At 64.8% G+C, this 26999-nt stretch carries 24 protein-coding genes; 12 read left to right on the forward strand and 12 right to left on the reverse strand.

What is annotated here, in order from left to right:
• The coding region (locus IT350_11205) for a DUF1566 domain-containing protein (GenBank protein MCC6158608.1) at nucleotides 1–640 on the forward strand (640 nt) is incomplete at its 5' end.
• A gap of 263 nt (nucleotides 641–903) precedes the next feature.
• Nucleotides 904–3204: a thioredoxin family protein gene (locus IT350_11210; protein MCC6158609.1), complete on the forward strand. Its 2301-nt coding sequence runs from the start codon at nucleotides 904–906 to the stop codon at nucleotides 3202–3204.
• 79 nt (nucleotides 3205–3283) lie between these two features.
• Here IT350_11210 and IT350_11215 read toward each other — a convergent pair whose 3' ends face one another.
• Nucleotides 3284–5566, reverse strand: a complete 2283-nt coding sequence (locus IT350_11215) for a PKD domain-containing protein (protein ID MCC6158610.1) — start codon at nucleotides 5564–5566, stop codon at nucleotides 3284–3286.
• 238 nt (nucleotides 5567–5804) lie between these two features.
• On the opposite strand from IT350_11215, the gene IT350_11220 reads away from it, so the two are divergent.
• Nucleotides 5805–6767 carry a hypothetical protein gene (locus tag IT350_11220; protein ID MCC6158611.1) on the forward strand — a complete coding sequence of 321 codons (963 nt, stop codon included), beginning with the start codon at nucleotides 5805–5807 and terminating at the stop codon, nucleotides 6765–6767.
• 86 nt (nucleotides 6768–6853) lie between these two features.
• Here the strand turns inward: IT350_11220 and IT350_11225 are convergent, their stop codons facing one another.
• Nucleotides 6854–7303: an LEA type 2 family protein gene (locus IT350_11225; protein ID MCC6158612.1), complete on the reverse strand. Its 450-nt coding sequence runs from the start codon at nucleotides 7301–7303 to the stop codon at nucleotides 6854–6856.
• 48 nt (nucleotides 7304–7351) lie between these two features.
• Between IT350_11225 and IT350_11230 the strand changes: the two genes are divergently transcribed.
• Together IT350_11230 and IT350_11235 are read left to right on the forward strand one after the other, a co-directional pair.
• On the forward strand, nucleotides 7352–8539 hold the full coding sequence (locus tag IT350_11230; GenBank protein ID MCC6158613.1) for a hypothetical protein: 1188 nt from the start codon (nucleotides 7352–7354) through the stop codon (nucleotides 8537–8539).
• Nucleotides 8536–9810, forward strand: coding sequence for an MBOAT family protein (locus IT350_11235; GenBank protein MCC6158614.1), 1275 nt, complete (start codon nucleotides 8536–8538; stop codon nucleotides 9808–9810). Before IT350_11230 ends, IT350_11235 begins: the two co-directional genes overlap by 4 nt.
• Nucleotides 9811–9828: 18 nt before the next feature.
• Here the strand turns inward: IT350_11235 and IT350_11240 are convergent, their stop codons facing one another.
• The 4 genes from IT350_11240 to IT350_11255 all read right to left on the reverse strand — a co-directional run bounded on the left by IT350_11240 (nucleotide 9829) and on the right by IT350_11255 (nucleotide 12982).
• Nucleotides 9829–10068, reverse strand: coding sequence for a hypothetical protein (locus IT350_11240; GenBank protein MCC6158615.1), 240 nt, complete (start codon nucleotides 10066–10068; stop codon nucleotides 9829–9831).
• Between the two features lie 65 nt (nucleotides 10069–10133).
• Entirely contained in the window at nucleotides 10134–11435 is a 1302-nt protein-coding gene (locus IT350_11245) for a DUF362 domain-containing protein (GenBank protein ID MCC6158616.1), read from the reverse strand.
• Nucleotides 11435–12337, reverse strand: a complete 903-nt coding sequence (locus IT350_11250) for a hypothetical protein (GenBank protein ID MCC6158617.1) — start codon at nucleotides 12335–12337, stop codon at nucleotides 11435–11437. Before IT350_11250 ends, IT350_11245 begins: the two co-directional genes overlap by 1 nt.
• A 15-nt stretch (nucleotides 12338–12352) precedes the next feature.
• A complete protein-coding gene (locus IT350_11255) occupies nucleotides 12353–12982 on the reverse strand; it encodes an SDR family NAD(P)-dependent oxidoreductase (GenBank protein MCC6158618.1) in 630 nt (209 codons plus the stop codon).
• Between the two features lie 317 nt (nucleotides 12983–13299).
• Here IT350_11255 and IT350_11260 point away from each other — a divergent pair, with 317 nt between their 5' ends.
• Nucleotides 13300–13527, forward strand: coding sequence for a hypothetical protein (locus IT350_11260; protein MCC6158619.1), 228 nt, complete (start codon nucleotides 13300–13302; stop codon nucleotides 13525–13527).
• A 13-nt stretch (nucleotides 13528–13540) separates the two neighbouring features.
• A complete protein-coding gene (locus IT350_11265; protein MCC6158620.1) occupies nucleotides 13541–13825 on the forward strand; it encodes a hypothetical protein in 285 nt (94 codons plus the stop codon).
• 237 nt (nucleotides 13826–14062) lie between these two features.
• Here IT350_11265 and IT350_11270 read toward each other — a convergent pair whose 3' ends face one another.
• From IT350_11270 to IT350_11280, 3 genes are all read right to left on the reverse strand, one after another.
• Nucleotides 14063–14251, reverse strand: a complete 189-nt coding sequence (locus IT350_11270; protein MCC6158621.1) for a YjfB family protein — start codon at nucleotides 14249–14251, stop codon at nucleotides 14063–14065.
• Nucleotides 14252–14400: 149 nt separating this feature from the next.
• Complete coding sequence (locus tag IT350_11275) at nucleotides 14401–15759, reverse strand: PhoH family protein (GenBank protein MCC6158622.1); 1359 nt, start codon at nucleotides 15757–15759, stop codon at nucleotides 14401–14403.
• A 190-nt stretch (nucleotides 15760–15949) separates the two neighbouring features.
• A complete protein-coding gene (locus tag IT350_11280) occupies nucleotides 15950–17431 on the reverse strand; it encodes a radical SAM protein (GenBank protein MCC6158623.1) in 1482 nt (493 codons plus the stop codon).
• A gap of 344 nt (nucleotides 17432–17775) precedes the next feature.
• Here IT350_11280 and IT350_11285 point away from each other — a divergent pair, with 344 nt between their 5' ends.
• Nucleotides 17776–19080, forward strand: coding sequence for a DEAD/DEAH box helicase (locus IT350_11285; GenBank protein ID MCC6158624.1), 1305 nt, complete (start codon nucleotides 17776–17778; stop codon nucleotides 19078–19080).
• A 98-nt stretch (nucleotides 19081–19178) separates the two neighbouring features.
• Here the strand turns inward: IT350_11285 and IT350_11290 are convergent, their stop codons facing one another.
• Nucleotides 19179–19859 (reverse strand): Crp/Fnr family transcriptional regulator, encoded by a 681-nt coding sequence (locus tag IT350_11290; GenBank protein MCC6158625.1) that lies wholly within the window; start codon nucleotides 19857–19859, stop codon nucleotides 19179–19181.
• Nucleotides 19860–20170: 311 nt separating this feature from the next.
• On the opposite strand from IT350_11290, the gene IT350_11295 reads away from it, so the two are divergent.
• The 4 genes from IT350_11295 to IT350_11310 all read left to right on the forward strand — a co-directional run bounded on the left by IT350_11295 (nucleotide 20171) and on the right by IT350_11310 (nucleotide 24383).
• Nucleotides 20171–21733 carry a DUF4388 domain-containing protein gene (locus tag IT350_11295; protein MCC6158626.1) on the forward strand — a complete coding sequence of 521 codons (1563 nt, stop codon included), beginning with the start codon at nucleotides 20171–20173 and terminating at the stop codon, nucleotides 21731–21733.
• A gap of 149 nt (nucleotides 21734–21882) precedes the next feature.
• Nucleotides 21883–23031 carry a ribulose 1,5-bisphosphate carboxylase large subunit gene (locus tag IT350_11300; GenBank protein ID MCC6158627.1) on the forward strand — a complete coding sequence of 383 codons (1149 nt, stop codon included), beginning with the start codon at nucleotides 21883–21885 and terminating at the stop codon, nucleotides 23029–23031.
• Nucleotides 23028–23648: a YdeI/OmpD-associated family protein gene (locus IT350_11305; protein MCC6158628.1), complete on the forward strand. Its 621-nt coding sequence runs from the start codon at nucleotides 23028–23030 to the stop codon at nucleotides 23646–23648. Before IT350_11300 ends, IT350_11305 begins: the two co-directional genes overlap by 4 nt.
• 30 nt (nucleotides 23649–23678) lie before the next feature.
• Complete coding sequence (locus IT350_11310) at nucleotides 23679–24383, forward strand: methyltransferase domain-containing protein (GenBank protein ID MCC6158629.1); 705 nt, start codon at nucleotides 23679–23681, stop codon at nucleotides 24381–24383.
• On the opposite strand, the gene IT350_11315 is transcribed toward IT350_11310, so the two are convergent.
• Both IT350_11315 and IT350_11320 read right to left on the reverse strand, forming a co-directional pair.
• Nucleotides 24380–24865: a glutathione peroxidase gene (locus tag IT350_11315; protein ID MCC6158630.1), complete on the reverse strand. Its 486-nt coding sequence runs from the start codon at nucleotides 24863–24865 to the stop codon at nucleotides 24380–24382. The genes IT350_11310 and IT350_11315 overlap by 4 nt on opposite strands.
• A 259-nt stretch (nucleotides 24866–25124) precedes the next feature.
• Nucleotides 25125–26999, reverse strand: coding sequence for a hypothetical protein (locus IT350_11320; protein ID MCC6158631.1), 1875 nt, complete (start codon nucleotides 26997–26999; stop codon nucleotides 25125–25127).

Genomic DNA, 26999 nt, shown 5'->3' on the forward strand with positions numbered 1-26999 from the left:
CGACTCGTCGGACGCGAGCGATGCGGACGATGATGCGGATGACGACGTGGAAGACGACGACACCGATGACGATGCCGACGACGAGTTCGACGATGATGCGGACGACGACACGCAAACCGAGTGCGATACATGGACAGATTCGACGTCGGGACTCACGTGGATCGTCGATCCGGCAGTGACGACGCCCTATACCGGTCTCACATGGGCGGAAGCCGTTGACTTCTGCGAGTCGCTCGCATGCGACGGTTATGACGACTGGCGGCTGCCGACGATTTCGGAGCTGCGGAGCATCGTCGATGGCTGTAACGCCACGAAATACGGTGGCGAGTGCGGTGTGACGGACGAGTGCCTCGACTTCGAATGCGGGTACGGGGGCGAAGAATATCATTGCACAGGATGCGGAGATGGCGCCGGGCCGAGCAATGGTTGTTATATCAAAGACAACCTTGAAGCGACCTGCGATTCCGGCTCGATGCTCCGAACGTTCTGGTCGAATTCTCCGGTCGAGAATGATTCCGAGCTCGAGGTGTGGGACATTGAGTTCCTGAAGGGCGGGATCAAGGATGCGCGTATCACCGACGACGATTTCGCGAACGCCCGCTGCGCGCGGGGCGAGTTCGCGCCGGTCAAGGATAAATAGCGATCACGCGGTCTGAGAAATGCGCGAGCGCCGGGCGACCCGAACGTCGCCCGGCGCTTTTTTTGGCTCTGACGCCTGTCCCACGGCGCTGTCGCGCATCCGGATCTGGGTGGATTCGGGAGGGACCGAGCGGGTGCCCGGCACTCTCGCGCGCCGCCACGCCCCAAGCCATCGGTGCGCTGGTGCACGACGCGCGCTCGTCGCGCCCGTGACACCTTCGGAAACGACGGCTAGGATCGCGGCGTATGGTACCGGACATGAGGATGACAATGCGGATTCGGTCGGTGCGAGTTTTCCTGACGGTGGTGACAGTTCTCGCGATGGCCGTGGCAAGCGCCTTCGCGGCCGAGCCCGGCGCGGCGCCCGACGACCCCACGAAGCCCCACGTGCGTGCGGAGATGATTGCGGACGTGGATGCGGTCGTGCCGGGCGCGCCGCTGCGCCTCGGCGCGCGATTCGACATCGATCCCGAGTGGCACGTCTACTGGCAGAACCCCGGCGACGCGGGAATCCCCACCGAGGCGAAGTTCGTCGCACCGGAGGGGTTCACGCTCGCGCCGACGCGGTATCCCGCCCCCGAATTTTTCGGTGCGGGCACGCCGCTCGCCGGTTACGGCTACGAAAAAGAGGTCGTGCTCTTCGTGGATGCCGTCGCGCCCGCGCAGACCGCCGAGGCGAAGGTCACCTTCAAGGCCGAGACGAGCTGGCTCGTGTGCCGCCACACGTGCATTCCGGGTTCGGCCAACGTCGAACTCACGTTGCCGGTGAAGGCCGCGGCGGGCGCGTCGAAGCACGTGCCGCTGCTGCAAGCCGCCGCCGCGAGCGTGCCGGTCACGCTCGATACCCTCGCGGGATTCGACGTGAAGGGAACCCTGAGCGAAGAGCGGATCGCCGCCGACCGCGATTTTTCGGCGAAGTTCGTCGTCACCGCGCCGCCGGGGGCAACCATCGCCCCGCTCGCCGCCGCGAACCGCCCCTTCCTGATTCCCGGCCCGATGACCGGTTACGAGGTGACATCGGTCGAGCCCGACGCGAAGCCCGGCGAGGCGAAGAACGCCGTTGCCGCGACGATCATGGCGAAGACGTTCCCCGGCGAGGGCGCGGACGAACGCATCGGCGGCGTGTTCCAGTTTCGGCTGACCGACGCCGCCGGATCGCGCGACATCGCGCTCTATCACGACATGCCGCTGCCGCGCGGGACCGCCGCCGCTCCCGCGCCGAGTGCCGCGCCGGTCGCGCCCATTGCCCCCGCCGCGCCCGCGCCGCTCGCGCGCGTGGCGCTGATGCTGGCGTTCGCCCTGATCGGCGGCGTGATCCTCAACATCATGCCGTGCGTGTTGCCGGTGATCTCGATCAAGATCTTCTCGCTCGTCAAACACGCCGACTACACGCGCGCCGAGATCCGTCGCCACGGCCTCGCGTACACCGGCGGTATCGTGCTCAGTTTCGTCGTGCTCGCGACCGTGGTAGCCGCGCTCAAGTCGAGCGGCGAGGCGGTGGGATGGGGCTTCCAGTTCCAGTCGCCGCTGTTTGTCGCGTTGCTGGCCGCGTTCGTTTTCGTCTTCGCGCTTTCGATGCTCGGCGTCTTCGAGATCGTCGGACCGGGCCGAGCCGTGGAAAAGGCCGAGCGCGTCGCCGAACACGCGACGAAGAAGATCGTCAAGGCAACGCTCCACGCCGAAGCCGACACCTCGGGCGAGGGCGTGGCCGGGTCGTTCCTATCGGGCATCTTCGCCACCGTGCTCGCGACGCCGTGCACCGCGCCGTTCTTGGGCGCGGCGCTGGGGTTCGCCTTCACGCAGCCTCTGCCGTTCATCTTCGCGACCTTCGTGATGGTCGGCCTCGGCCTCGCGCTGCCGTTCCTGCTGCTCGCCTTCGTGCCCGCGTGGACGCGCTTTTTGCCGCGCCCGGGCGACTGGATGAACACCTTCAAGGCGATCATGGGCTTTTTGCTCGTCGCCACGGTGGTCTGGCTGCTCGATGTGCTGGGGCAGCAGGTCGGTCCGTCGGGGTTGACGCGGGTGATCGGCTATCTCGCGCTGCTGTCCGTCTCGGTGTGGATCTGGGGTCGCTGGGGCAATCTGATGCGGACTAATTCCGTGCGCCTGCGCGCGGCGGCCATCGCGGCGGCCATCGCCGTGGCGGGGGCGTTTCTGCTGCATTTCGAGCCGTTCGCCATGGCCGGCAGCGACGCCTTCGACGGCGACGGAATCGCGTGGCAGAAATTTTCCGAGGAGAAAGTCGACCAGCTCGTGGCATCGGGGAAACCGGTCTTCATCGACTTCACCGCCGCGTGGTGCTGGACCTGCAAGGTGAACGAAAAGGCCGTGATCGAGACCGACGAGATCCGCGCGGCGCTCGAAAAACACGGATTCGCGGCGCTCAAGGGCGACTGGACGAACAAGGACCCGGCCATCACCGCATACCTCAAGCGGCATGGCCGCGCCGGGGTGCCGATGTACGTGGTCATCTCGCCCAAATCGCCCGACGCGCCGAACGTGCTGCCCGAGGTCATCACCAAGGACATGGTACTGACAGCGCTCGCCGCGGCTGCCGGCGGCTGATCCACCAGACACTGATCGAAAGAGAATCGGGGCGGGAAAATTCCCCGCCCCGTCGAGTTTGAAGCTCGGGATCGACGCGTCAGCAGCCGCAGCAGCCTCCATCGTCGTCATCGTCATCGTCGCCGCCATCGTCGTCCATGGGCGTCGTGTCGTCGTCGCCGCCCGCGTCGTCGTCGCCCGTGTCGTCGTCAGCGTCATCGTCGGTGTCGTCGTCGGAGGGTTCGGTCACGGTGATGTATTCAACCTTCTCGACCATGCCCTCGCCCCCGAGCGTCTCGACGGTCATGGTCACGGTGTAGGTTCCCGCCGCCGCGTAGGCATGCACGGCGTCCTCGCCCGCGCCGGTTTCGGTGTCACCGAAGTCCCACGTGATCGAGGTGTAGCTGCACGCGCCGACCGGGTTGTCCGACGTAAAGGTCACGTCCACGCCGACCTCGACCTCGGTGGCATCGGCCGAGAAATCGGGAGCCGGATTCTCGCACAGCGGAAGCAGGTAGACCTCGTCCTGGTCGGTTTCGATGGTGTCGTAGTAACCGCCGATCAGGTATGCGCCCTTGCCCGGCACCACGGCGAATGCGAAGCCGTACTTGTCGATCGGCAAACGCCCCGGGTAAACCGACCAGCCCGCCTTCGTTGCGGTATCAAACACGTTGACTTCGGGCAACGCGTAGTCGTAGTTCGCATCCCCGCCGCCGAGCAGGTAGAGCTTTCCGTTGTGGGCGAAGCCGCCGCCATACTCGCGCGCGAAGGACTGCTCGCCTTCGATCGTATCCCAACTGTCATCGGCGATGTCGTAGACGAATACATCCCCCGTCGGAGCGCCGCCGTCGAAGTCGTTGTCGTATCCGCCGAAGGCGTACAGGAATCCATCCACGGCCTCGAGCTGCATCGAACCGTTCAGCCCCGACGTGGGCAGGTCGGCGAGTTCGTCCCATGAATCGGCGTCCGGGTCGTACGCAATCAGCTTCTTGTTGTCGCCATCCGCGCAGGCGATGTAGAGGAGCCCGTCCCAGACCGCGCTGTCGCCGTTGTTCGCATCGGTGAATCCCGTCGGCATGGGGGCCAGGCCCATATCCCAGCTGTCGGATCCGAAGTCGTATGCCCAGAGGGTCTCGGTGGAATTTTTGCCAGGAACGTAAAGCACGCCGTCGATCACCTCGGCCAGATGTTCGTCCGTCGGCTCCGGCAGCGAGAAATCGGCCGTATCCCAAGAATCCGCCTCGGGGTCGTAGACGAGCACATCGTCGGTCTGGTTGGCGCTGTCGATATCGATGCCGCCGATCAGGTAAACCAGGCCGTTGTGATAGACGGCGGGGGCGTACGCCATTGGATCGGGCAAAGGTTCGACGTCATAAGCGTTTGCCGAAGCACTCGTCGTGAACGTCCGTGTAGCCTTCGCCGCGCCCGATTTCTGCTCGGTGATGCTGATTTCGAAGGTGTCCGCGTCGCCAAGCTGCGCGTCGGCGGGAATGTCCACCTCCACTTCCACGTCGAAATAGCCGCCGGCGGGCACGGTGATCTCGTCGTCCGACAGGTCGGCACCCCAGTCGCCCGCCGTGACCGCCACGTCATAGGTCGCGCTCGTCGCGGTTACGCCGCCGAATTCCGCCACGCGGAGGACGTGCGTGAACGTCCTGCCCGCCGTGCCGGCGCTTTGCTCGAGGTTCACCGACGTCACGCCCAGGTCCCCGCTCGCCGTGAACAGCACCGCGTCGCCCTCGTTCACCCACAGGCGGTTGTAGTCCGACGGCGTCAGCCACGATTCGCCCGCCGTGGATTCGATTCCCACGAGGCCGGGGTAGGGACTGATGTCCATGTTGTCCCACTGGGTCAGGATGTCGTTGCTGGTTTCGTACAGGATGACCTGCGCGTCCATGAGGTTTTCTTCGATGTCGTAGCTCTGCCACAGGTTCGTGAACTGGACGACCAGCATCCGGTTGGGCGCGGAGCCCACGGTCTTGTACTCGATCAGACCGTTCGTCGGCGCGCCGGCATAGACGGCCCTGTCGCCGGCGAAGACCGCGATCCAATCGTAGTAGTCCGCCGTCTGGAAGTCGTTGTACGTGACGTGTCCGGACGTCGTGGCGTCGAACGTGATGTAGCCGTTCGTCGAAACATAGAACTCCGTGAAGTCCTGTCCGTAAAACGAAAACGTGAATCCGATCGGAAATGGTCCGTACTCTTCGTCGTCCTGGTTCGCGAGCGTGTCCGTGGCCCCGCTCATGCTCTGCCAGTCGAATGTCGCCTCGTCGTCGGCCCGATAGCCGCCGCCGTCCGGGCCCCAGACCGTCGCGCCCGCGGGCGACGCAGCCAGCGCCGCGATCGCAAGGAGCGCGGCAAAAACCAAACCTCGCCACTTCATGGTGTGCCTCCGCAATTGAGTTGTCGAATCGAGCGTGATTCTCGCATTTCGTGTGTCAGATGTCCAATATTTTCTTCGAAGATGCACTATTAACGTTCAGTTAATTTGTTCATGCCCACGAAATCTCGACGGAAATTTCTTGTTGACGCGTGGCGGCCTCGGGACTAACTTCCCACTCCTGCGTCCCTCGAAACCTGCCGTGGCGGTCACGCAGGGCGGGACGGAACGGGAGTTGGAAATGTGGTTTCGCATGCCGTTGGCGTGGTGTGTCGCGGTTCTGTTCCTGGTTTCGGGGTCGGTGGGTTGCGGCGGCGACGATGACGACGACTCCGCCGATGACGACGCGGCGGACGACGATGCCGCGGATGACGACGCAGGTGATGACGATGCCGATGACGATGCCGCCGACGACGACACGGGCGATGACGATGCGGGCGTCGATATCGAGAATCTCGACGTGGGGACCTGTTCCCCGGAAAAGGCGCCCCCCGATCCGACGGTCGATCCTTTCGACATCGTGGAGATCGACTGGGAAGGCGGCGTGCTGACCGTGCACCGCTTCGGGGCCATCGTGAACTGCGGCATGGGAAGTCCCGAAAACGAGGACTGGGAAGTGACGGTCGAGGTCGACATCGACGGCCAGAACCTGACCGTGAACGAGGACTACGGCGGCATGCTGGCCGACTGCGTGTGTGCGGTGGACTTGAGCTACGACATCGTGGGCATTCCCCCGGGCGAATACGCATTCACGCATGAGGGCATCACCGAAAGCGGCGCAAAGGCCGGTCTCGGCGGCAACATCGCGGCGCTCGACCTGACGCTCGACGACGGCGAGGACTGGCAGTGGGGAGTGCCGCTGGTCGACACGATCACGGGCAATCAGCTTCAAGGTCCAATCCCAACCGGAGATTCGTTCACGTTCACCGTATCCCCGTGCTTTTTGGAGGACAAAACCTCGGTGCAGGTGAGCCACCGCGTGGGCTGGACCGAGGCGAGCGAAGACGGCGTGTGGATGATCGTCCATGACCGCCGCGACCTCGACACCCCGGGCGACCGCGGTGACGTGTGCATCCTTTTCGACTACACGATCGACGAGGGCCTCGACGCGGGCGAATACACGTTCTTCGCGCCGTCATTCGACTTCCGCGAATCGGACGAATTCTACCTCTATGAGCGCTCGAATCCGGTCGTGGTGGAGTAAGCGGGGTTATTGGTTTTTGGATTCCGGTTTTTGGTCCGGAGTCCGTGGCCTAAACCTCAAGCCTCAAGCCGCAGGCGCCAAGCCCTTCACCACTTGAGCACGCCGCTGTCGGAGATCGGCAGCGTCATGTCGCCGATGGGCGTGTCGATCGTCACCTCGCCCTTGAGCGTGTAGTTCACGCGACGATTGAGGGCGGCGGCGAGTCCGGCCGCGGCCAGGTCCGACGGTGTGATGCGCGCGGGCAGGTCGACGCGCGTCTTGCTCTTGGCTTTGATCTCGAAGTCCTTCCTGACCTTCTCCTCGATGACCTTCACGCCTTCGGCGAAGACCGTGTAACGGACCTCGGTGACCTTCGCGCCCACGGAATTGGGATTGTCGATCTCGACCGTGAACGTCGTCTTGATCCGCTCCACGGACGCGCTGTCGATCCGCGCGTCCACGAGGCGGGTCTGCGGCTCCTGAAACGACGCCGAGCATGCCGCCAGCAACGCCAACATCGCCGAAACCATCACCGATCGCCAACGTGGATTGAGCATGCGCGCATCCTGACCTAAGATCGGCGTGGGTTCAATCCGCTCACGCTCATGCGCAACGACAACACGGCGAACATCAGCCGCCCCATGGCGGCGCTGGGTTGGTATCACCGGCAGGTCCGGGCCATGCGGCCTTGGCGCGTGTGCCTCATTGCGTTCGCGCTGCTCTTGATCCTCGATGTGCGCGTTCGCCGAATCGAATCCGTCCCCGACCTCGTGTATCGCAACGAGACCCGCCACCAAGCGGCGACGCCGTACATGCTCGCGCGCATGCGCTCGGGCACGCCGTCCATCGCGTTTCTGGGCGATTCGGTCATGCAGGGGCTCGTGACGACGCCGCCCAATCGGACGGCCGCGGTGCTGATCCAAAACCAGCTTCGGGCGAACGGATTCGACGTGACGGGTTTCAACCTTTCGTCGATGGGCGCGCAGATGGGCGACCACTACGCCGTGGGCGTGGGCGCCATGCGCAACGGCGCGGACGCGCTCGTGGTGTCGATCCACTACAAACTCTTCAGTTCGCACCCGATGTTCGCCAATCCGCTGCGTTATAAGCAGACGGCGTTTTATCTGCGCGACGAACCGGATCTCGGACCGGCGCTGGCGAAGCTCGGCGTCTCGCCGAAGGAATGGCTGGCGATCCGCGTGCGCGGCAATCTCGCCAACGTCTGGGGGCTCTACCGTTATCGCGGTCTGCTCTCCCAGGTTGTCACCGGGTCGTACGACAACCCGCTCGTGCAGATCGAGGACCGCTGGGCGAAGCAACTCGGCGTCGTGATCGAGTCCGATCCCGGGCGCAACATCCTGCGCGCGCTCGAAGCCCGCGACCGCGACCGCGAAAACCTGTGGATGGACATGTTGAAAGCCCATCACGACGCCGAGCGCGAGGTCTTCGGCCAGATGGCGATCAACCGGTACAACGACCACCTGGCGATGCTCGTGCGTCTCGCGAAGAGAGCGAAGAAGAATCGCGTGCCGATGCTCATGTACTACACGCCGCAGAACCGGCGGCTGATCGACCGCGAGAATTACTTCAACTGGGAAAATTTCGCGTACTTTCAGCGCAAGCTGGCCGAGGCGGTCGAGGGGACGGATATCCGCGTCGCCGACATGACCGATGCGGTTCCGGCGGAGCACTTCACCGATTCCGACCACATCACGCGCCGCGGCCACGAGATCCTGGCGGCGGAGATGTACCCGCACATCGAAGCGATGTGGAAAGAGGCGTCGGACCGATGAACGTCTTCTCGACGAATTTCATCATCGCGGTCTTTGCGCTGCTCGTCGCGTACCGGTTCGCTCCCTCGCGCCTGCGCGGCGCGCTCGTGTGCGTCGCGTCGGTGTTTTTCGTGCTCACGCAGTCCGGCCCGGTCGCGTTCGCGGGGCTCGCGTATGCCGTCGTCACGCTGGTCACCGTTGCGGCGGGCTGGTGGCTCGGAGGACGGCTCGCGAAGCGCCAAGGGGCAGACGCCAACGCGTTTCTCGCGGTCTCGGTGATCGTTGTGATCCTGCCGCTCGTCGCGTTCAAGATCGTCGGCGCGTTTTTTCCGCAGTCGATCGTGAAGATGCTCGCGGCCACGGGCGAGGGGCAGCGCCTCGCCTATCTCGCGCCGCTCGGAATCAGCTACCTCACCTTCCGCGTGCTGGCGTACCTGGCCGAGATCCGCAAGGGCGCGCTCGCCCCCGCCCGGTGGTGGGAGTTCGTCGCGTACGTGCTCTTCTGGCCGACCATGAGCGCCGGACCCATCGAGCGCCCCGCGCCGTTTCTGACGCAGCACCGCAACTCTCCGAGCCCGACCACCGAGGACCGCGCCGTGGGTCTCGCGCGCATCGCGACGGGGTGCGTAAAAACGCTCGTCATCGGCGCACTGTTCGGCCGTCTCGCCGGGCCGCTGACGGGACTCGAGACGCAGTACGGCGCGATCACCTTCCCCAATCTCTCGACGTGGCACGCGTGGTGCTGCGTGTGGGCGTACTCGCTGCACCTGTATCTCGATTTCTCGGGCGCGAGCGACATCGCGATCGGCCTCGCGCGGCTGTTCGGCTATCGCATCATGGAAAACTTCCGCTGGCCGATCCTCGCGACGAACATCGCCGACTTCTGGCGCCGCTGGCACATTTCGCTCACCAGCCTCGTCACCGACTACGTTTACATCCCCATGGGCGGCAATCGACTCGGCGCGAAGCTCGCCGCGCGCAACACGCTACTCGCCATGGTGCTCGTCGGCCTGTGGCACGGACTCAACTTCCATTTCGTGGTGTGGGGGCTTTACCACGGCGTATTGCTGGTGGCGTATCGCCAGTGGCGCAAGGTCTGGCGCGAGCGGCTGCGCGTTCCCGATCACGCGTTCGTGCGCGTCGCCGGCGTCCTGCTGACGTTCAACCTTGTCGCGCTGGGATGGGCGTTTTTCTTCCTGCCGACCGACGCCGCGATCGACGTGTGGCTCAAGCTGTTCGGGCTGGAAGAGCCGGGTCTGCGCCTGACGGACTACCTGCCGATTCTTCCGTGACGATCCTTCGCGGTCGGTTTATGGCGTGACGAAATCGGCCGTGGGCGACGCGTCGTCGTCCTCGCCGCGCAGCACCCGCGTCGCCTCGTAGTAGGTGTGCACGATCTCGGGCAGGATTTCCCGGGCGTTCTGGTGGATCGCCTCGGACCACGCGGTGGTGGGGTCGAGTTCCATCTGGCGGCGCGTGGCGTGCTCGGCCAGGTGATAGGCGAGCGCCGTGATCTGCGCCGCCGTATTCTGCTCAACGGAAAAACTCATTGCGCCACCTCCTCATCGGTCATTTCGAAGCCCGGAACATAACATCGTCCGGCGCCGCGCACAAATCAGAAAAATCCGATTCGCGCGCGGCTGCCCGACAGAAAGTGCGCGGCGAACAGCCACGCCATGCGCGGCAGGGGTAGCGGCGCGGACTGGAAGACGCTCACCCCCATCAATTTCAGGAGGCGACCGATGGTCTCATTGAGGTTGTTGTGCCCCGACGAAAAGCGGACGCTGCGCCGACCGAGCCGGCGCACCAGCCGGTCGTGCACCTCGTCATGGGCGCAGGGACCGACCACCAGCGCCGGACCCTCGCAGGCCTCCACCTCGGCGGGATCGTGCCCCTTGCCCATGAAGACGTGGAACCGCCCGCCGCCGCCGTAGTTCGCGGCGATCACCTGAATCGAGCACACGGGATTCGACCAGCAGCCCTCGACGCAGCACCGATCGCGGCCCTTGTGCACGGTGATGCCGCGCGGGAACTCGGGCAACAGTTCGTCCGTGAAAGGCGTCTTCGGCCCTTCGATCGCGTCGTGATGAACGACCGGCGGATCCAGCAGATCGGGCGACGCCGCGCACCGCGCGATGTGCGGGATGGCCGCGGGGTCGAGCCCGAGAAAACGCGTGCAGGCGGCATCCACCGCGACGGCGTTTCGGCCGCCGACGAGTACGCCCGCGTTCCACAGCGTCCGCCCCTCGAACCCCCGCAGCGGAAAATGCCCGTGGTTCGTCGCGACCAGCCCCTCGACGAGGCACAGATCCGGCACGAAGACGCGGTTCACCTCGGCGATGCTCTGATGCAAAAAGTCGTTGTGCAGCGCGCTGCGGCACGCGGGGTCCACGAACGCCCACTGGTTCTTCAGGCAGAACGTCACCGTGCTCATCGAGTGCGTCTTCATCTTGGCGAGGTCGATGTAGAAGACGCCGTTCCGGTTTTCGACGAGCCGTTGGTGCGCGAATCGCGGCACGCGAATGCGTCCGGCGCTCCCCATCTCGATCTCGACCGACGGTCCCTCGTCGAGATACACGCACCGCCCGCCCGCGTTTTCGACCGCCCGCGCGATGCCGGTGGCGGCGAAGACGAGCCGCGTGAAGCTGCCGTTGGTGCACGACTCCATCACCGTCACGCGCGCCGCGCCGTCCTCGCGCAGCACCGCGACCAGCGCGCCGATCATCGCGGGATCGACATAGACGTGCGGCTCGAAGTTCACCGCGTTCGGTTTGACGAGCACCTCGCGCGCCGACGCCCACGGTGTCGCGTCGCCGTAAACGGCACGCAGCAAACGGCGGCAATCGGCCCTCAGGTCGCTCCCGGCTTTGATGAAATGGACGGCCTCCCGCCCGGACATCACGTGCGTCGGGAACATCACGCGGCCTTGTCCGGCGTCAGCCAAATCGGTTTGAGAAGCCGGTGGCCCGGCATGCCGGGACGCACCCAGCCGAACCACACGATCGCAAGGCCGACCGGCAGCCCGATGAAATACGCGAGCGCGTGCGCGCCGATCGAAGCGGGGCCGTGCAAAATGCGCGTGACGTGGTCGGGGACGCCGAGTGCGTACGCGACGCCGCGCGTGGCGAGGGCGCAAACACCTGCCGCCGCGAAGCCGACGCCGAACACACCGAAGAGGTAACTCGCCAGCGTCGCGCCGCGCCCCGGTTCCGCGACCCCGGCGAGCCGCGCGCCCTCTCGATGCCAGCGGTCGAACAGCACCGCGAACGGCGGCAGCAGCCACAGCCCATCGATGTAGAGCGTGATCGCCACGCTGCTCGTCAGAAACGCCGCGATCGCCGGAATCACGCTCGCCGCCGTGCCCACCCCCGCCGTCCACGCGGGGCTTCCCGGCAGCATGTCGCGGTCGTAGAGAAAGCGGTCGTAACCGAGCCCGTCCCAACCGTAAAGCAAAATGAAAAACATCCCGAAATAGCCGAAAATCCAGTTGAGCTGCGCCGCGTAATAACGCCCGCGCGCCATCAGCCGATGCCCGATCCAAAAACCGAGCAGGCCCTGCGTGACGTTGGTGATGCCGAAGGCGAGGGTTAGCCAGGCGGGGATGTGCGCAAAGTCGCGTGCGACCTGCATCGTCTCCCAACTCGGATGGCGGATGAGCAGCAGCAGGCCGGTCGGCGCCCACGAGAGCGCGAGAAACAGAATCGTGCTCGCGTGGTAGCGCGTCTCGTAGGGCTTGTCCGCCTTGGCGAGCTGCCGGCCCGCCGCGACCGCGAGGCTCGCGCCCCAGCCGTATCCCCAAAACACATCCACCTGGACCATGACACCCTCCTCGCGCTACTCCAGCGGCGCGGGGCTGAAGGCCGACGTCACCGCCGCGCCCAGTCTGTTGTATCGGTCGCCGAGCACATAAATAGCCGGGTAGACGAGCCACCGCCGCCCGCGAAGACACGCCGCGACGATCCGCCTCGCCAGCACCACGGGATCGCCCGTGGGGATGAGCCGCGCGCCGCGCGTGTCGCGGACCTGCGACCGGGCTCGCTGTTCGAGCGCCGTGCGGACGGGCCCCGGGAACACCGTCACCACGTGCACCCCGTGCGGCGCGAGATCGAGCGCGGCGTTTTCCGACGCCAGAGCGAGTCCGGCCTTCGCCGCGCCGTAAAACGCGCACCCCCTCATCGGCACCCGTCCGGCCATACTGCTGACATTCACCACGCACCCCGCCCTGCGCGCGGCCATCGCGGGGGCCGCGAGGTGCATCAGGCGCATCGGCGCGATCAGGTCGACGCGCAGCAGCCGCTCGCCGAGATCCCACGGCGTCGACCGAAAGTCCCGCAACTCCATGAAGCCGGCGCAGTTGACGAGCACATCCGGATCGCCGTCCTCGCGCACGAGTTCGGCCCAGCGCTCGGCGAGCGTTTCGTAAGCGGCGAGATCCCATTCGCGCGCGCGCACCGGGCCGGACACGCCGAAACTCCAGCGCGGTCGCGCCGCCGATTGAGCCCGACGCGCCGGTGACCACGATATGGCGAAACGCGGCGGCGCCAAGCCGAGTCATGGCAAGCTCCCGGGCCGGGGAAGGAATTCGCAATCGAGGTTCGATTTTAAGTTGCCGCGCGGGCCCGCGCAATGAGGAGCCAACCTCCTTGCCAAGCTGGCCGCGAGTCGGCTTTTTGCGCGTATTTGACGTACTTATTGCATTTATTCGCCATTGACATGACGCCGATTTGGCACCATTATTGAGCCTGATGGGTCGGACGCGCGGACCGTCAAGGAGGTGAGCCATGAGTGAAGACCGAAACACCAAGAAGGAAGAACGACGTATCAGTCTGACTTTGTCGGGCGAAGCCTATGAAACGGTCCACTCGCTGGCGAGCCGGAGGTCCAAGACCGTGGCCGGCGTCATCCGCGATGCAATCGCCCTCGAAAACTGGGCTCGCGACACCATCGAAAAAGGCGACAAAATCCTGGTTGAACGTGACGGAAAGCTTCATGAAGTGCTGATTCGCTAAGAGGACGAAGCAGATGCCGAACGAGGAAAACGCGCCTGTCAGTGAGGTTGAAGTTTCGGATACAAGAGCTTCAGCGCCCGCTGAATCGAAATCAGACTACCCTTACGACGACAAAGGCCGTTCGTTCATCACGAAGGCGCTGCTTCTTCTTCTGTTCCTGACGGTTGCCATGGCCGGAGCTTCGGTTTGCTGCGGTTGCTGGCCGACGATGAAGGAGCTGCTTGAGGTTCTTCTTCCTGTCGAAACCGCTCTCCTCGGCTCGGCGGTCGGATACTACTTCGGAACCACCAGACGCTGATCCTACCGACGCGCAGCCCTCCCGCAAGTTGGCCGCGACCGGTCATTTCAGGTAGAACGTCGTCCGAAGCGCGGAGATCAATCTTCTCCGGTTACATTTCTCGCGAGGTCCCATGACCGCTCCCCAGAACACGCGCCGATCGACCAAGGGTCAGGCGCGCCGGGAACAGATTCCGGAAAAAGCGGCGCGCGAGTTTGCCGCGCGGGGTCTACTGAATCTCTTGCGCCATGATTGCGTTCAGGCAAACACGTCCACGTTGGCGCCGACATCGGGCGGGGCCGGCGGCGCGGCGGCCTCGATCAGCTTGATGGCGGCTTCGCCCTGGAGTTCGGCCATGTCGAGTGTCTTTTTCGCGACGGCGACCTGCGCTTCGCTGCGAAAGCGAGCCGCAGCCGGTTGAGACGTGATGATGGACAGGTCGGTCACGCGGGAACCCTCTTCAATCGCTTATCGGTTCAATCGGCGAGAAGGATGAGGGTGGCTGGTTGTTGGTTGTTGGTTTTTGGAAAGGCACGCACAGCCCCGCCGTGGCGGGGCTGTGCCACATGACGGATTCCGCTTCAAGCTTCCAGCCACTACAACAGATTCGCCGCCAGTTCCGCAAGCCCCGAGCGCTCGCCCTTGACCAGCGTGACGTGACCCGCGATCGACTCGTTCTTCAGGCGCTCCACCACGTAGGTCAGGCCGTTGGACGACGCGTCGAGGTAAGGATTGTCGATCTGATACGGGTCGCCGGTGATGACGATCTTGCTGCCCTCGCCGATGCGCGTGATGACCGTCTTCATCTCGTGCGGCGTCAGGTTCTGCGCCTCGTCGATGAGCATGAACTGGTTGGGGATCGAGCGCCCGCGGATGTACGTGAGGGCCTCGAGTTCCAGCGTGCCGTTGTCGATCAGCTCGCGCAGGCGCGTGATGTGCGCCGCCTTGTCTTTTTGGCTTGAGAGCAGAAGGGCGAGGTTGTCGAAGATCGGCTGCATCCACGGGTGGAGTTTGGCCTCCAGGTCGCCGGGCAGATAGCCGAGTTCGCGCCCCATGGGATAGATCGGCCGCGAGACGAGCAGGCGCTGATAGGTTTCTTCCACCAGCACCTTTTGCAGGCCCGCTGCGATGGCGAGCATCGTCTTGCCCGTGCCGGCCTTGCCGACGAGCGTGACGAGCCGGACTTTTTCGTCGAGCAGCAGGTCGAGGGCGAATCGCTGCTCGCGGTTGCGCGGCGAGATGCCGAAATACGCGCCGCGCTGCTTGGGAATCAGGTGGATCTTGCCGTTGTCGCCGTTGCGGCACAGCGCCGTGTGCTGCGGGTTGCCGCGATCGACGAGCGTGATGAAGGTGTTGGGGTAGAGCGGCGCGTCGATCGCCGGGCGCGCGACGTGGCCCTGCTCGTACACCTTCTCGACCGTGGCGTGATCGACCGTGACCTCCAGCGCGCCGCCGTACAGCTCCTCGAAGTTGACCTTCGAGTTCTCGAAGTCCTGCGCCTCCAGGTTCAGCGCGTCGGCCTTGATGCGAAGGTTCGTGTCCTTGGTGATGAGGATCGTGCGTGAGCCGGGGTGGTCGTCGCGGACCTTGAGCGCCGTCTCGAGGATGCGGTGATCCATCTTGTCGGTCGTGAAGATCTCGTGGACGCCGTCGTGCTGGTGCGCGCTCGTTTCGATCGTGAGCGTGCCGCCGCCGTCGAGCTTGACGCCGAGCGAGAGCTTGCCGCGCTCGCGCAGCCGATCGAGCAGGCGGCTCACCATGCGCGCGTTGCGGCCGATCTCGGACTGCTCGCGCTTGAATTTGTCGATCTCCTCGATCACGGTGATCGGGACGATGATGTGGTTGTCCTCGAACAGGTAGATCGCGTTCGGGTTGTGCAGCAGCACGTTGGTGTCGAGGATGAAGTACTTGACCTTGGCCGCGGCGGCTTTCGCCGATGGTGCGCGTGGTGTCATGGAAGGGCGTGTCGCTCCGGTCGGGTGATGGCGGTACCGGCACACTACATCTAGACGTAAAGGGAACCCTACACGCAACGGGCGGTGGAAGCAAGGCGGCCCTCACCCCCGTCCCCTCTCCCGTCATGACGGGAGAGGGGTGCCGAGCGTAGCGAGGCGGGGTGAGGGTTCACGCCTCACGCCCCACGCCTCACGCCTGGGCGGCCATCTTCCGGTAACGCTCCATCAGCCAGAGCTCGGGCATGAAGCGGAAGTTGGTGCGTTCGGCGCGCCAGCGCACGACGGAGCCGTAGAACTTCGTGCCCCACGAGAGGGTCTTCGAATTCGCGAAGTACTCGGGCATGGTGCGTCCGTCGAGGAAGTAGGTCGAGAGGCTGATGCGCTCGAGCACCTTGCGGACCTTGGGGTCGATCCACGGCAGATCGCACTGGTGAAAATCGACGTCGGACCAGCCTTCGAGCGTATCCGGCGCGTTCCACCCGCCCTTGACCGCGTCGTCGAAAAGCGGCGTGCCGGGGTAGGGCGCATACAGGTGCATCGGCGTCGTGCGCGCGTAGGGATTGTCGCGCACGAGGTTGGTCATGAGACGCAGCGTGTCCTTGATCGTCTCCCACGTCTCGCCGGGAAACCCCGCCATAAACGTGAACTTGGTGGCGATCTTCGCGCGGCCGAGCTTTTCGCTCGCGGTGTAGATGTCGTCCACCTTCAGGTCCTTGAGCAGCAGCGACAGGCCCATGTCGGTGCCCGACTCCGCGCCCACGGTCATCTCCTGAAATCCGTTGTCGTACAGGTCGCGCAGCAGCTCGTCGCTGTAGCCGTTCGAGATGTAATCGGCCCGGCACTCGCCGCGCACCACGACCTTGATGCCGCGCGCGCGGAACCCCTGTGCGATCTGCTCCACGCGCTTTTTGCTGACGTAGAAGTTGTCGTCCTTGATGAGGATCGCGTTGATGCCGTACCGACGCACGATGTACTCGACGTGATCGACGACGGCCTCGGGCGGCTGGGCGCGCCAGCGCCGGCTCGCATATGCGACGTTGTAGCAAAACGAGCAGCGGCTCGGGCAGCCGCGGCTGGTGACGATGGCGAGGTCGCGCTCGCCCAGGGTCTGCGTGGTGAAGTAGTCGTCGACGTTGACGAGGTCGTAGTCGGGCACGAGGGCTTCGCCGAGGTCGATGAAGGGCAGCTTCGGCCCGTGCACCGGCGCGCCGTGCGCGTCGAGGTAGGTGACGCCGGGGATCGGCGCGGTGGGTTTGGCCTCGTGATCGAGCGCGTTCATCAGCTCGACCAGCGCGCTCTCGCCCTCGCCCCACACGACGTAATCGACGAGCGGGTGCTCGGCGGTCTGGATGGGCATGAGCGCGGGGTGGATGCCGCCCCACACGATCGGCACGCCGGGCGCGAGCTTTCGCACCATCGCCGATGCGACAAGCCCTCCGCGGATCTGCAAGCCCGTCATCGCCGAGATGCCCACCGCGCGCACGTCGCCGCCGGCGAGGTGCGTGCGCAGCGTGTTCTCCCAGTGCGTGTCGATGCGCATGTCGATGACGACGGGGGTGAAACCCGCCCGGCGCAGGGGCCTGCCCAGCAGCATGACGGACAACGGCAGGAGGATCGTGACGTTTTTCACGTCCCAGCCGGTCTTGGGATACAGCAGCACCACTTTCTTCATGAAATCAGTGTGTTCTTGGCGGCCGAAAAGGTCAATGCGAAACACGGTTCGCGGCGGGCTCGGACACGGAAAATCGCCCGTTTTGTGGGCGATTTGGCGAAGCGCCGGCGAGATGGGGCACGAGGAGCGCCCGGAAGGCGCGCGGCGGCGTTTTGGCATCGGGGCGCGATTGTGCTAAAAGACCGGCGAAATGCGTGGAACGCAGTTTTGGAATGTGCATTCGTGACTGAACGATCGGGGCTATGACACAGGGACCTCCGCGCGGGCATGGCGCCCGCACCCGCGAACGAAGCCGAAAATCGCAGCCGTCCGAGTTCGAGAAACTCGGTCTGCCCGAACCCGTGATGGCGGGCATTCGCGACGCGAACTTCGTCGAGATGACGAAGATCCAGCGCGAGGCGCTGCCGATTGTCCTGACGGGCCGCGATCTGATCGGCCAGGCGCAGACCGGCACCGGCAAGACGGCGACGTTCCTGCTCGCCATGTTCACGCGCATGCTGGCCGCGCCCCGCGCCGAGGACGCCAAGTCGCCGCGCGCACTGGTGCTCGCGCCGACGCGCGAACTCGCGATCCAGATCTACAAGGAAGGCCTGCTGCTCGGCCCGCACACGGGGCTGCGGCTTGGGCTCTTCTACGGCGGACAGGATTACCGCAAACAGGAAAAGACGCTGGACCAGGGCGTGGATATCGCCGTGGGCACGCCCGGGCGCGTGCTCGACTTCATCCGGCGCGGCCGCCTGAAAACCGACGCGATCGAATTTCTCGTCATCGACGAGGCCGACCGCCTGCTTGACATGGGCTTCTACGACGAGCTCAAGAACATTCTCGGCCGCCTGCCGCCGGCGCGCGCGCGCCAGTCGTTCCTGTTTTCGGCCACCATCGACAGCCGTTCGCGGCAGATCGCCTCGACCTTCATGAACCGGCCCGAGCGCGTCGAGATCGAGCCCGAGCACCTGACGGCCGAGGGCATCAACGAAAAGCTCTTTCACGTCGAGCGCGAGCAAAAGCTGCCGCTGCTGCTGGGCATTCTCGCACGCGAAGAGATTGGGAAGGGGCTCATCTTCGCCAACACGAAGATCGTCGCCGGATTCGTTGCCGAAAAACTCCGGCGCAACGGCTACGACGCGGCGCTGCTGACGGCGGATCTGTCGCAGGGCGCGCGCATGCGCGTGCTGGAGGAATTCCGCACGGGCAAGGTGAAGATTCTCGTCGCGTCCGACGTGGCGAGCCGCGGCCTGCACATCGATGACGTCACGCACATCATCAATTACGACGTGCCGCAGGACCCCGAGGACTACGTGCATCGCATCGGGCGCACGGCGCGCGCGGGCAAGACCGGAACGGCGTACACGCTCGCGTGCGACGAATACGTCTTCAACCTGCCCGCGATCGAGACGTATCTGAAGCGCGGCATCCCGTTCGAATACACCGAGGAATCGGATTTCGGCGAGGATCGCGCCGCGGATTTCAGCATGGGCGAGCACCGACGCAAGTCGCGGCAGTTGCGCCCGGGCACGGATCGCGGCGGACGCCCGCCCCGGCGAGGCGGCCCGCGCGCGGGCTCGCACGGCGGATCGCGCGGCGGGTCGGGGGGATCGCGCGGTGGATCACGCGGAGGTTCCGGGGGGTCGCGACGCGGCGGGCGCTAGGTCCATCGCTTAAGAAAACGAAACGCCCGCCGATCGGTTCGGTGGGCGTTTCTCGCGAAACAGGAAGTCGATTCAGAGCAAAGAGATACGGTTCCCGCTCAGTTCAAGGCGTGCAGGCCACGCTCGTCCTTGATGATGATCTTGCGTTCGTTGATGTCGATATATCCCTCGCGGCGGAAGTCGCCGAGGGTGAGGCTGACGGTTTCGCGGCTGGAGCCGATGAGGTTCGCCAGATCCTGGTGCGTGATCTTGATGCGCAGAAGCTTTCCGCGGCTGTCCTTGATGCCGTAGTCCTCGCCGAGCCGCAGAAGCAGGTTGGCGAGGCGCTCGCGCACGCCCTTGTACAGGAAGTTTTCCATGGCCTTTTCGGCCTCGCGGCGGCGTTCGCCCACGACCTTGGCGAGTCGGTAGGTGATCGCCGGACGGCGCTTGATGAGCTGCAGCAGATCGGCCTTCTTGAAGAGCACGACGTTGGTGTCGTCGAGAGCTTCGGCGAAGGAATCGCGCGGGCCGTCCTCGAGGAACGCCATTTCGCCGAAGATGTCTCCCGGCTTGAGCATGTTCAGGATGATCTCGCGGCCGTCCTCGGTGATCTTGCAGATCTTGACCCGGCCGGATTTCAGGACGTAGATCGAATCGGACAGATCGCCGGGGCGATAAGCCACTTGGCGCTTCTTGATGAACAGGCTCTGTGCAACGCGATCGAGCTCGCCGGGATCGCTGTCGAACAGGCCCTTGAACAGCGGGTTATTGTGCACAAATTCCTGGTTCGTTCTCATCCGGGTGCCTCCTCTCGGCGCTCGGCCCTGTCTGCGCGGGCTGGTGCGAATCCGAAGGTCACCATACTCCTTTCAATCGCGTAGGCTACATGACGGGAATCATAGATCCCGCTTGATCTCACAAATTCGCCGCGAAGTGCCCGAATCGGCGGCGAAATGCGATTTCGGGCGGGTTTGGGGCGCGGCGGCTGACCGGGAGTCGGCGTCTAGGCCGTTCGCCGACCTTGACACTCCGGCAAGCCACGGCTTAAGATTTTTTCGGCTCATAATTCGCGTATTTATCGACAACCTCTCCACCATCGGTGCCCGGCATGTCGACCGAACCGTCCCGCGAATCCTACGTCAAGGGCACGCTCGCCCAGTTGCCGCTTCCCAAGGCTCTGCTCTACGTCCATCAGGCCGAAAAGACGGGCATTCTGGCGGTGACGCGGGGACCGAAGAAGGTCCATATCCACTTCGACAGGGGCCATCTCGTCCACGTGACCAGCAGTTATTTCCCCGGGCTCGCCCTCGGCGAGTACCTGGTCAAGGAAGGCCGCATCACGCAGGACGTCGCGGACGAGTCGTTCGAAAACACGCGCACGGGACGTACGAAGCAGGGCATGTACCTGGTCGAGCACGGTCACCTGTCTCCGCACGAACTCTACGAAGCCCTGAACACGCACGTGCTGGTGAAGCTGCAGCGCCTGTTCGAGTGGCCCGACGGCGATATTTTTTTCAAGCAGGGCGAGATCGTCGAAGCCGAGCACCGCATCCTCAAGACCTCGGTGACGAATCTGGTTTTTACGGGCATCCGCGACTTTTTCCCCATGACCACGCTGCCGCGCGAGTTCAAGGGGCGCAAGGAAATGGTCATGCACCGCCGCCCCGATTGCCGAATCCGCGTCGAGGATATGGCGTTCGGACCGATGGGCTCGCGCGTGTACAACGTCGTGAACGGCCAGCGCACGCTCCGTCAAGTCATCGCCGGGTCCAAGATGCCCAAGGGCCAAGCGTACAAGATCCTGTACGCCCTGTTTCTGATGGGTTTCATCGGATTCCCCGAGAGCCTGCACGAATCCCGGCGACGCGCCGAAAGCTCCAAGACGGCGAAACCCGCGGCCGAACCCGGGCGCGAGGGCTACGAGATTTCGATCGACGAGGATCTCATCGCGCAAGCCCTCGAGAGCGTCGATCGCATCAAGGAGACGGTGAAGCGCCGCGAGGATCCAACGGGCTGGGTGGACATTCCCATCGCGTCCGCTCCGGCGGCGGGACGTGCGCAAGCCGAGCCCGTCCATCCGATTGCGCCCGAACCCGCGGACGACCTCGATCTTTCGCTGGGCGACGACTCGCTCGACACAACGGATTTCGATGCGGACCTGGGCGATGCGGAACCGCTAGACGCCGCGGATCAGGGCTTCTCGTGGGACGACGACAGCCCCGGTTTCGGCGACGATCAGTCGCCGGCGGGGTTCGGCGACGCCGACATCACGTCGTACATGGAGACCGGCGACGATCTTTCGAGTTACACGTCGGCGGACGATCTCGTGAAGCAGGCGGTGTATTTCATCGAGGAAGGCCGTTTCGACGAGGCCGAGCGCTATCTGAACCGCGCGGTCGAGGTCGAGCAGGATTACGCCGAGGCGTATCCCTATCTCGGGTGGTGCATTTACAACAACTCCTCGGGAACGGACTTCGTCCGGGCCGAGTCGATCGTGAAGAAGGGCATGGCGAAAAAACCGGGCATGTACCAGGCGTTCCTGTTTCTCGGGAAGATGTACATGCGCGAGAACCAGCGCGACTTCGCCGAGCTGCATTTCGTCAAGGCGCTCGAGCTCAACATCGACTGCGCCGAAGCGAAGGAAGAGATCAAGAACATTCGAACGCGGTGACGCCGCGACCACCGAACGCGGTGATGCCGCAAACGCCGAACGCGGTGAAACCGCAACCGCAGACACGCGCTCACCCTCCGACAATCGCTCGCGAGACATGCCGATGCGTGGCTCGCGTTTTCGTTGGGGGCGTGGACCGAGGCCGGAAGATGCGCAGCCTGTGCCCGTCGGGCGAAGAATGGGTCGCGACGTATGAGATCCGCGGCGATCATGATCGCGCATCGCGGATCGCGGACGCCATTTGCGTGGAGCAGACGGTCGAGTTTCCCGAGGACCTGATTGAACGGGACGACATCCGCCGCGAGATCATCGGTCGGCTCGTCGATCTGACGCCGCTCGCCGAGGATCGATTCGCGGCGCACATCGCCTACGCCGTCGAAGTCGTGGCGGGCGAGGTGACGCAACTGCTCAACGTCGCGTTCGGAAACACCAGCATCCAGCGCGGGGTGAGGCTCGTCGATCTGGATGTGCCCACGTCGCTGCGCAACGTGAGCCCCGGGCCGCGGTTCGGAGTTCCGGGGATTCGCGGGCTCGTCGGCATTGCCGACCGCCCTCTCGTCGCCTCGGCGCTCAAGCCGATGGGAATGAGCGCCCGCGAGTTGGCCGAGCTCGCGGCGGCGATGGTGCGCGGCGGCGTTGATCTCATCAAGGACGATCACGGCCTGACCGATCAGCCGTTTTGCCGGTTCCAGGAGCGCGTGCGCGCGGTCGCCGATGCCGTGATGAACGCAGCCGAGCGTCGGGGCCGCCCCTGTCTGTATGCGGCGAACGTGACGGGCGACGTCGCGACGGTGCTGGAGCGGGCTGCCATCGCGCGGGAAGAGGGCGCGGGCGCGGTGATGATCGCCCCCGGCCTCGCGGGATTCGCGGCGCTCCACGCGCTCGCCATGGCCGACGAAATCGCGCTGCCGATCCTGTGCCATCCGGCGATGCTCGGCGCGTTCACGTCGAGCGACGACGGCGGCATGAGCCACGCCATGACCTACGCGACGCTGCCGCGCCTGTTCGCCGCCGATGCCGTGATCTTCCCCAATCACGGCGGAAGATTTCCGTTCACACCGCTCGATTGCGCGGACATCGCCGCCGCGTGCCGCGCGCCGCGCGAGGGCGTGAGCACGTGCTTCCCGGTTCCGGCGGGCGGCATGACCCTCGATCGCGTCGGCGAACTCGTCCGGTTCTACGGTCCCGACTCGATCCTGTTGATCGGCGGCGACCTGCGTCGCGGCGGCGACGTGGAGGGCGGTTGCCGCCGGTTCCTTGACGCGGTTGACGCCACGAAAATCGGAGAGAACGCATGAAGAACCCTCCGAAATCGTTGACGCTCGCCGCGCCGGGCAACGGCGGTCGCCAAGAAGCCGTCATTGCGTTTGCCGATGCGGCGAGTTTCGCAAGATGGATCGCCGTTCATCATGTCTCGTGCGACGGCGTGTGGCTGCGGATCGCCAAGAAGGCGTCGGGCGTCGCATCGATCACGTACGCCGAAGCCCTCGACGAGGCGCTCTCGTGGGGATGGATCGACGGAATTCGGAAGGCCTTCGACGAAACGACGTTCGTCCAGCGATTCACGCCGCGCCGGGCGAAGAGTATCTGGTCGCAGATCAACCGTGAGAAGGTCGCCGCGCTGATCGAGGCGGGGCGCATGCGCGAGCCCGGCCTGCGCGAAGTCGAACGTGCGAAGGCCGATGGCCGCTGGGAGGCCGCGTATGCGCCGCTGCGGAATCTGGAAGCGCCCGACGATCTGCGCGCGGCGCTGGCGAAAAACCACAAGGCCGCCAGGTTTTTCGATACGCTGAACGCCGTGAACCGCTACGCCGTGATCCGGCGCGTGTTGATGGCGAAGAAGATGGAAACGCGCGAGCGCAAGATCCGCGAATTCGTCGCCATGATGGCGAGAGGGGAGAAGATCTATCCGTGAGGCGGCGATCGTGATCGCGGGCGATTCGACATGAAGCGATTCTGGGGCGCGGGCATCGTCGCGCGGGGATATGACGTCCTGACGAATCAGGTTTTCTGGGGCGACCAGATCGCCCGGATGGCGGATCTCGTGCCGGACCTCCCCGACGCGCCGCGCGTGCTGGATCTGGGCGCGGGACCCGGGATCTCGGCGTTCGCGCTCGCCCGCCGCCTCGGCGAGAACGAGCGCATCACCGGGCTCGATTTTTCCGAAAAAATGGTCGCGATCGCGCGGCGGCGTCATCAGAAGCGTTACCCGCACCTGCGCCGGATCGAATTCGTTCAGGGCGACGCCGCGGCCATGCCGTTCGCGGATGCCTCGTTCGATGTCGCGTTCGGTCACAGCTTTCTTTATCTGACGACCGATCGGCGCGCGGTGCTGCGCGAGGTGCGGCGCGTGCTCGTCCCCGGCGGTCGGCTCGTTCTGATGGATCCGGACGCCGCGGGCTCGATTTGGAGGGCGGGAAGAGTCGCGCCGGGTCACGCGCGACGCGCCCTCGCGCGTCCCATCTCAACGGTGCGCTTCGCGGCATCGATGTTCGTCTGGCGAGTCGTCGTTTCGCGGCGGAATGCGTTGACGGCGGACGAACTCGGCCTCCTGCTCCGCGAAGAGGGCTTCACCGACGTTCGCTGCGAACCCACGCTGGGCGGCCTCGGCACGCACGCGGTCGGAACTCGTGACGAGTCGCCCGCTTAATTCGCGCCGAGCAGTTTCTCGATGTCGGCTTTGATCTCTTCGGGCTTGGCATTCGGCGCATAGCGCTTGACGGTCTTGCCGTCCTTGCCGATCAGGAATTTCGTGAAATTCCACTTGATGCCCTCGGAGCCCAGAACGCCTTTTTGCGAATTCTTGAGATAGACGTAGAGCGGGTGCGTGCCGTCGCCGTTGACCTCGATTTTTGAAAACATCGGAAAGGTCACGCCGTAGTTGAGTTTGCAGAACGACGCGATCTGCTCGTCGCTGCCCGGCTCCTGCCCGCCGAACTGGTTGCAGGGAAAACCCAGCACCGCGAATCCGCGCGCTTGCAATTCGTCGTGGAGTGTTTGCAGACCCTCGTATTGCGGCGTGAACCCGCACTCGCTCGCGGTGTTGACGATCAGCAGGACCTGGCCTTTGAAGTCCGCGAGGGACTGATCCGTTCCGTCGAGGCGCTTCGCGGAAAAATCGTATACCGTCATGATGGATTCCTTCGCACTTTCGTTGGAATGGGCACGCGGACAGGCGAGGACGCAAATCAGAATCGCAATTGCGATCGCCGCGTTCGGTTTCATGTTGACAGATTCCCTCAACCGCGCGACGCGCGCACGCACACGCGAAATACGTCTCGCGCAACCATAGACGGAAATCGTCGGTGGGGAAGTGACGCGGATCAGCCGCGGGCGCATAGCCCGCGGCGTGAATCGCGACGGCGCGCGCCGATCGGTCGCCCGTGCCCGATCAATCCGTCCCGTTATCTCCGCATCCGCAACAACCGCCGGTCACCTGACCCTCGGGCCAGCCGGCTTCGTCTTCCTTTTCGCCGGCGGGCGTCGGATCGTCGAGCGGCGTGTCGTCACCCGGCGGGATGCACTCGTCCGTCGGCTCGTCGCAGGTTTCGTCTTCATCGCAGGGATTGCCGGAGTGCTGGCAATCGACCTTCGTCGGGTCGCAGAATTCGCCGCCGTTGCAGAACAGTCCGTCGTCGGAGCACGGGTCGCCCGTCTGCGTGCACTGGTCGGCGTCTTCGTCGCAGACCTCTTCGCCGTTGCACAGGTTGGCGTCGTCGGGGCAGGGGTTACCGGTGTGGCCGCACTCCTGCGTCTCTTCGATGCACACCAGCGTCTCTTCGCCGTCGCAGAACAGGCCATTGTCGACAGGGCAGGGGTTTCCGCTCGACACGCACTCGCGATCGATGCACTGCTCGTTGCCGTTGCACCAGACGTCGTCCTCGCAGTCTTCATCGACGACGCACGTGCACCAGATGCGATAGGCCATCGAGCCCGAGCCGTCGTCCACCGGATCGCCCGTGTCGTCCTCGGCGCCGGTCATGACCACCGTGTTGGTGCCGTCCACCCAGTTCTCGCACGCGTCGGGGGCGGCCTCGAAGGTGATCGTGAACGTGTACGACTCCTCGAAGGCGAGGTCGTGGCCGATCGCCGGCACCAGGTCGTTCCACGTGATGACGCCATTCACGTCGTCCACGTTGTCGGGCGTGATGCTGGCCGACACGAACGTGAGCTGCGTGGGGTCGTATTCGTCGGAGAACGGAATGATGTGCAGCGGCCGACTGTTACGGTTTTCGACGTAAATCTCGAAGGTCACCTCTTCGCCGGTGTCGATGTCGCCGTCGGGGTGCGTCGTCGAGGTCTTCTGAATCGAACTGCCGAAGGCCAGCCACGTGGATTTGCAGTCCGTCGGGGACGCGCCGATATTTTCGGCGCGCGTGAGCTCCGTCAGGGTTTCCACGTCGTAAACGCGCAGCGTGCCGCCGCCGATGAAGGCCGAACCCACGGCGGCATACACGAGCCCGTCGAGCTGGTTGACCGCGATGCCGCGCACGTTGCCGCCGCCGAGGTTCACCGTCGAGGTCTGCCCCGACTCCGTATCCACCTTGACCAGAGACGGCGTGCTCGGCAGGCCGTGCTGGTTGACCGATCCGGTGAAGAGAACCGGGTAGTCGTTTTCGTTGATGTACACGCCCAGTCCGACTGCGGCGGTGACGGACTGGTAGGCATTGCCGACTTCCAGGTGCGTGTCGAGGTCGTACCAGCGGATGGTGTTCGTCGCGTCGGTGACGAAGAGCAGGTCCTGTCCGTCGACGTCCTCGACGACTTCCAGATCGAAAGGTCCCGCGCCCGTGGGCAGCGTCCACTGGGTGATCGGCGCGAAGGTATCGGTGTCGAATTCGTAGATGGTGTTCACCATGCGGTCCACCGTGTAGAGAATGCCGTTGCCCTCGTGCACGGAGAGGCCGCACAGGTCGCTCGTGCCCGCGAGCACGATCTGGCCGAGCGGCGTGGCGTCGGTGGCGTCGAAGACGTCGAGCACGTTGCTGAATTCGTAAGATACGAACATGCGCTCGTTGATCGGGTCCACGCCGAGGCCCACGGGGCCGCCGTCGCGGTCCACCGGGAACCACGAGTGCGCGAGGTGGAGCGTGTCGTCGGTGATGTTGAACGCACGCAGCGGGAACGTGCCGAAGCCGCCGTTGATATTGCCGATCACGAAGACCGTTCGGGTCGGTTCCGAAAGCTGCGCCGACGCGGGCGAAATGGAAAGAAGCGTGAAGCCCGCAACCAGGGCGAGAAGGACAACAACGAGACGATGACGCAT

The sequence above is a fragment of the Deltaproteobacteria bacterium genome (assembly GCA_020845895.1).
In the GTDB taxonomy this organism is placed as follows: domain Bacteria; phylum Lernaellota; class Lernaellaia; order JACKCT01; family JACKCT01; genus JADLEX01.

Excerpts from the sequence above, each read along its gene's own strand:
- IT350_11210 (MCC6158609.1), top strand. The coding sequence starts at position 904 with ATGACAATGCGGATTCGGTCGGTGCGAGTTTTCCTGACGGTGGTGACA.
- IT350_11215 (MCC6158610.1), bottom strand. The coding sequence starts at position 5,566 with ATGAAGTGGCGAGGTTTGGTTTTTGCCGCGCTCCTTGCGATCGCGGCG.
- IT350_11220 (MCC6158611.1), top strand. The coding sequence starts at position 5,805 with ATGTGGTTTCGCATGCCGTTGGCGTGGTGTGTCGCGGTTCTGTTCCTG.
- IT350_11225 (MCC6158612.1), bottom strand. The coding sequence starts at position 7,303 with ATGCTCAATCCACGTTGGCGATCGGTGATGGTTTCGGCGATGTTGGCG.
- IT350_11230 (MCC6158613.1), top strand. The coding sequence starts at position 7,352 with ATGCGCAACGACAACACGGCGAACATCAGCCGCCCCATGGCGGCGCTG.
- IT350_11235 (MCC6158614.1), top strand. The coding sequence starts at position 8,536 with ATGAACGTCTTCTCGACGAATTTCATCATCGCGGTCTTTGCGCTGCTC.
- IT350_11240 (MCC6158615.1), bottom strand. The coding sequence starts at position 10,068 with ATGAGTTTTTCCGTTGAGCAGAATACGGCGGCGCAGATCACGGCGCTC.
- IT350_11245 (MCC6158616.1), bottom strand. The coding sequence starts at position 11,435 with ATGTTCCCGACGCACGTGATGTCCGGGCGGGAGGCCGTCCATTTCATC.
- IT350_11250 (MCC6158617.1), bottom strand. The coding sequence starts at position 12,337 with ATGGTCCAGGTGGATGTGTTTTGGGGATACGGCTGGGGCGCGAGCCTC.
- IT350_11260 (MCC6158619.1), top strand. The coding sequence starts at position 13,300 with ATGAGTGAAGACCGAAACACCAAGAAGGAAGAACGACGTATCAGTCTG.
- IT350_11265 (MCC6158620.1), top strand. The coding sequence starts at position 13,541 with ATGCCGAACGAGGAAAACGCGCCTGTCAGTGAGGTTGAAGTTTCGGAT.
- IT350_11275 (MCC6158622.1), bottom strand. The coding sequence starts at position 15,759 with ATGACACCACGCGCACCATCGGCGAAAGCCGCCGCGGCCAAGGTCAAG.
- IT350_11280 (MCC6158623.1), bottom strand. The coding sequence starts at position 17,431 with ATGAAGAAAGTGGTGCTGCTGTATCCCAAGACCGGCTGGGACGTGAAA.
- IT350_11285 (MCC6158624.1), top strand. The coding sequence starts at position 17,776 with ATGGCGGGCATTCGCGACGCGAACTTCGTCGAGATGACGAAGATCCAG.
- IT350_11290 (MCC6158625.1), bottom strand. The coding sequence starts at position 19,859 with ATGAGAACGAACCAGGAATTTGTGCACAATAACCCGCTGTTCAAGGGC.
- IT350_11295 (MCC6158626.1), top strand. The coding sequence starts at position 20,171 with ATGTCGACCGAACCGTCCCGCGAATCCTACGTCAAGGGCACGCTCGCC.
- IT350_11300 (MCC6158627.1), top strand. The coding sequence starts at position 21,883 with ATGCGCAGCCTGTGCCCGTCGGGCGAAGAATGGGTCGCGACGTATGAG.
- IT350_11305 (MCC6158628.1), top strand. The coding sequence starts at position 23,028 with ATGAAGAACCCTCCGAAATCGTTGACGCTCGCCGCGCCGGGCAACGGC.
- IT350_11310 (MCC6158629.1), top strand. The coding sequence starts at position 23,679 with ATGAAGCGATTCTGGGGCGCGGGCATCGTCGCGCGGGGATATGACGTC.
- IT350_11315 (MCC6158630.1), bottom strand. The coding sequence starts at position 24,865 with ATGACGGTATACGATTTTTCCGCGAAGCGCCTCGACGGAACGGATCAG.
- IT350_11320 (MCC6158631.1), bottom strand. The coding sequence starts at position 26,999 with ATGCGTCATCGTCTCGTTGTTGTCCTTCTCGCCCTGGTTGCGGGCTTC.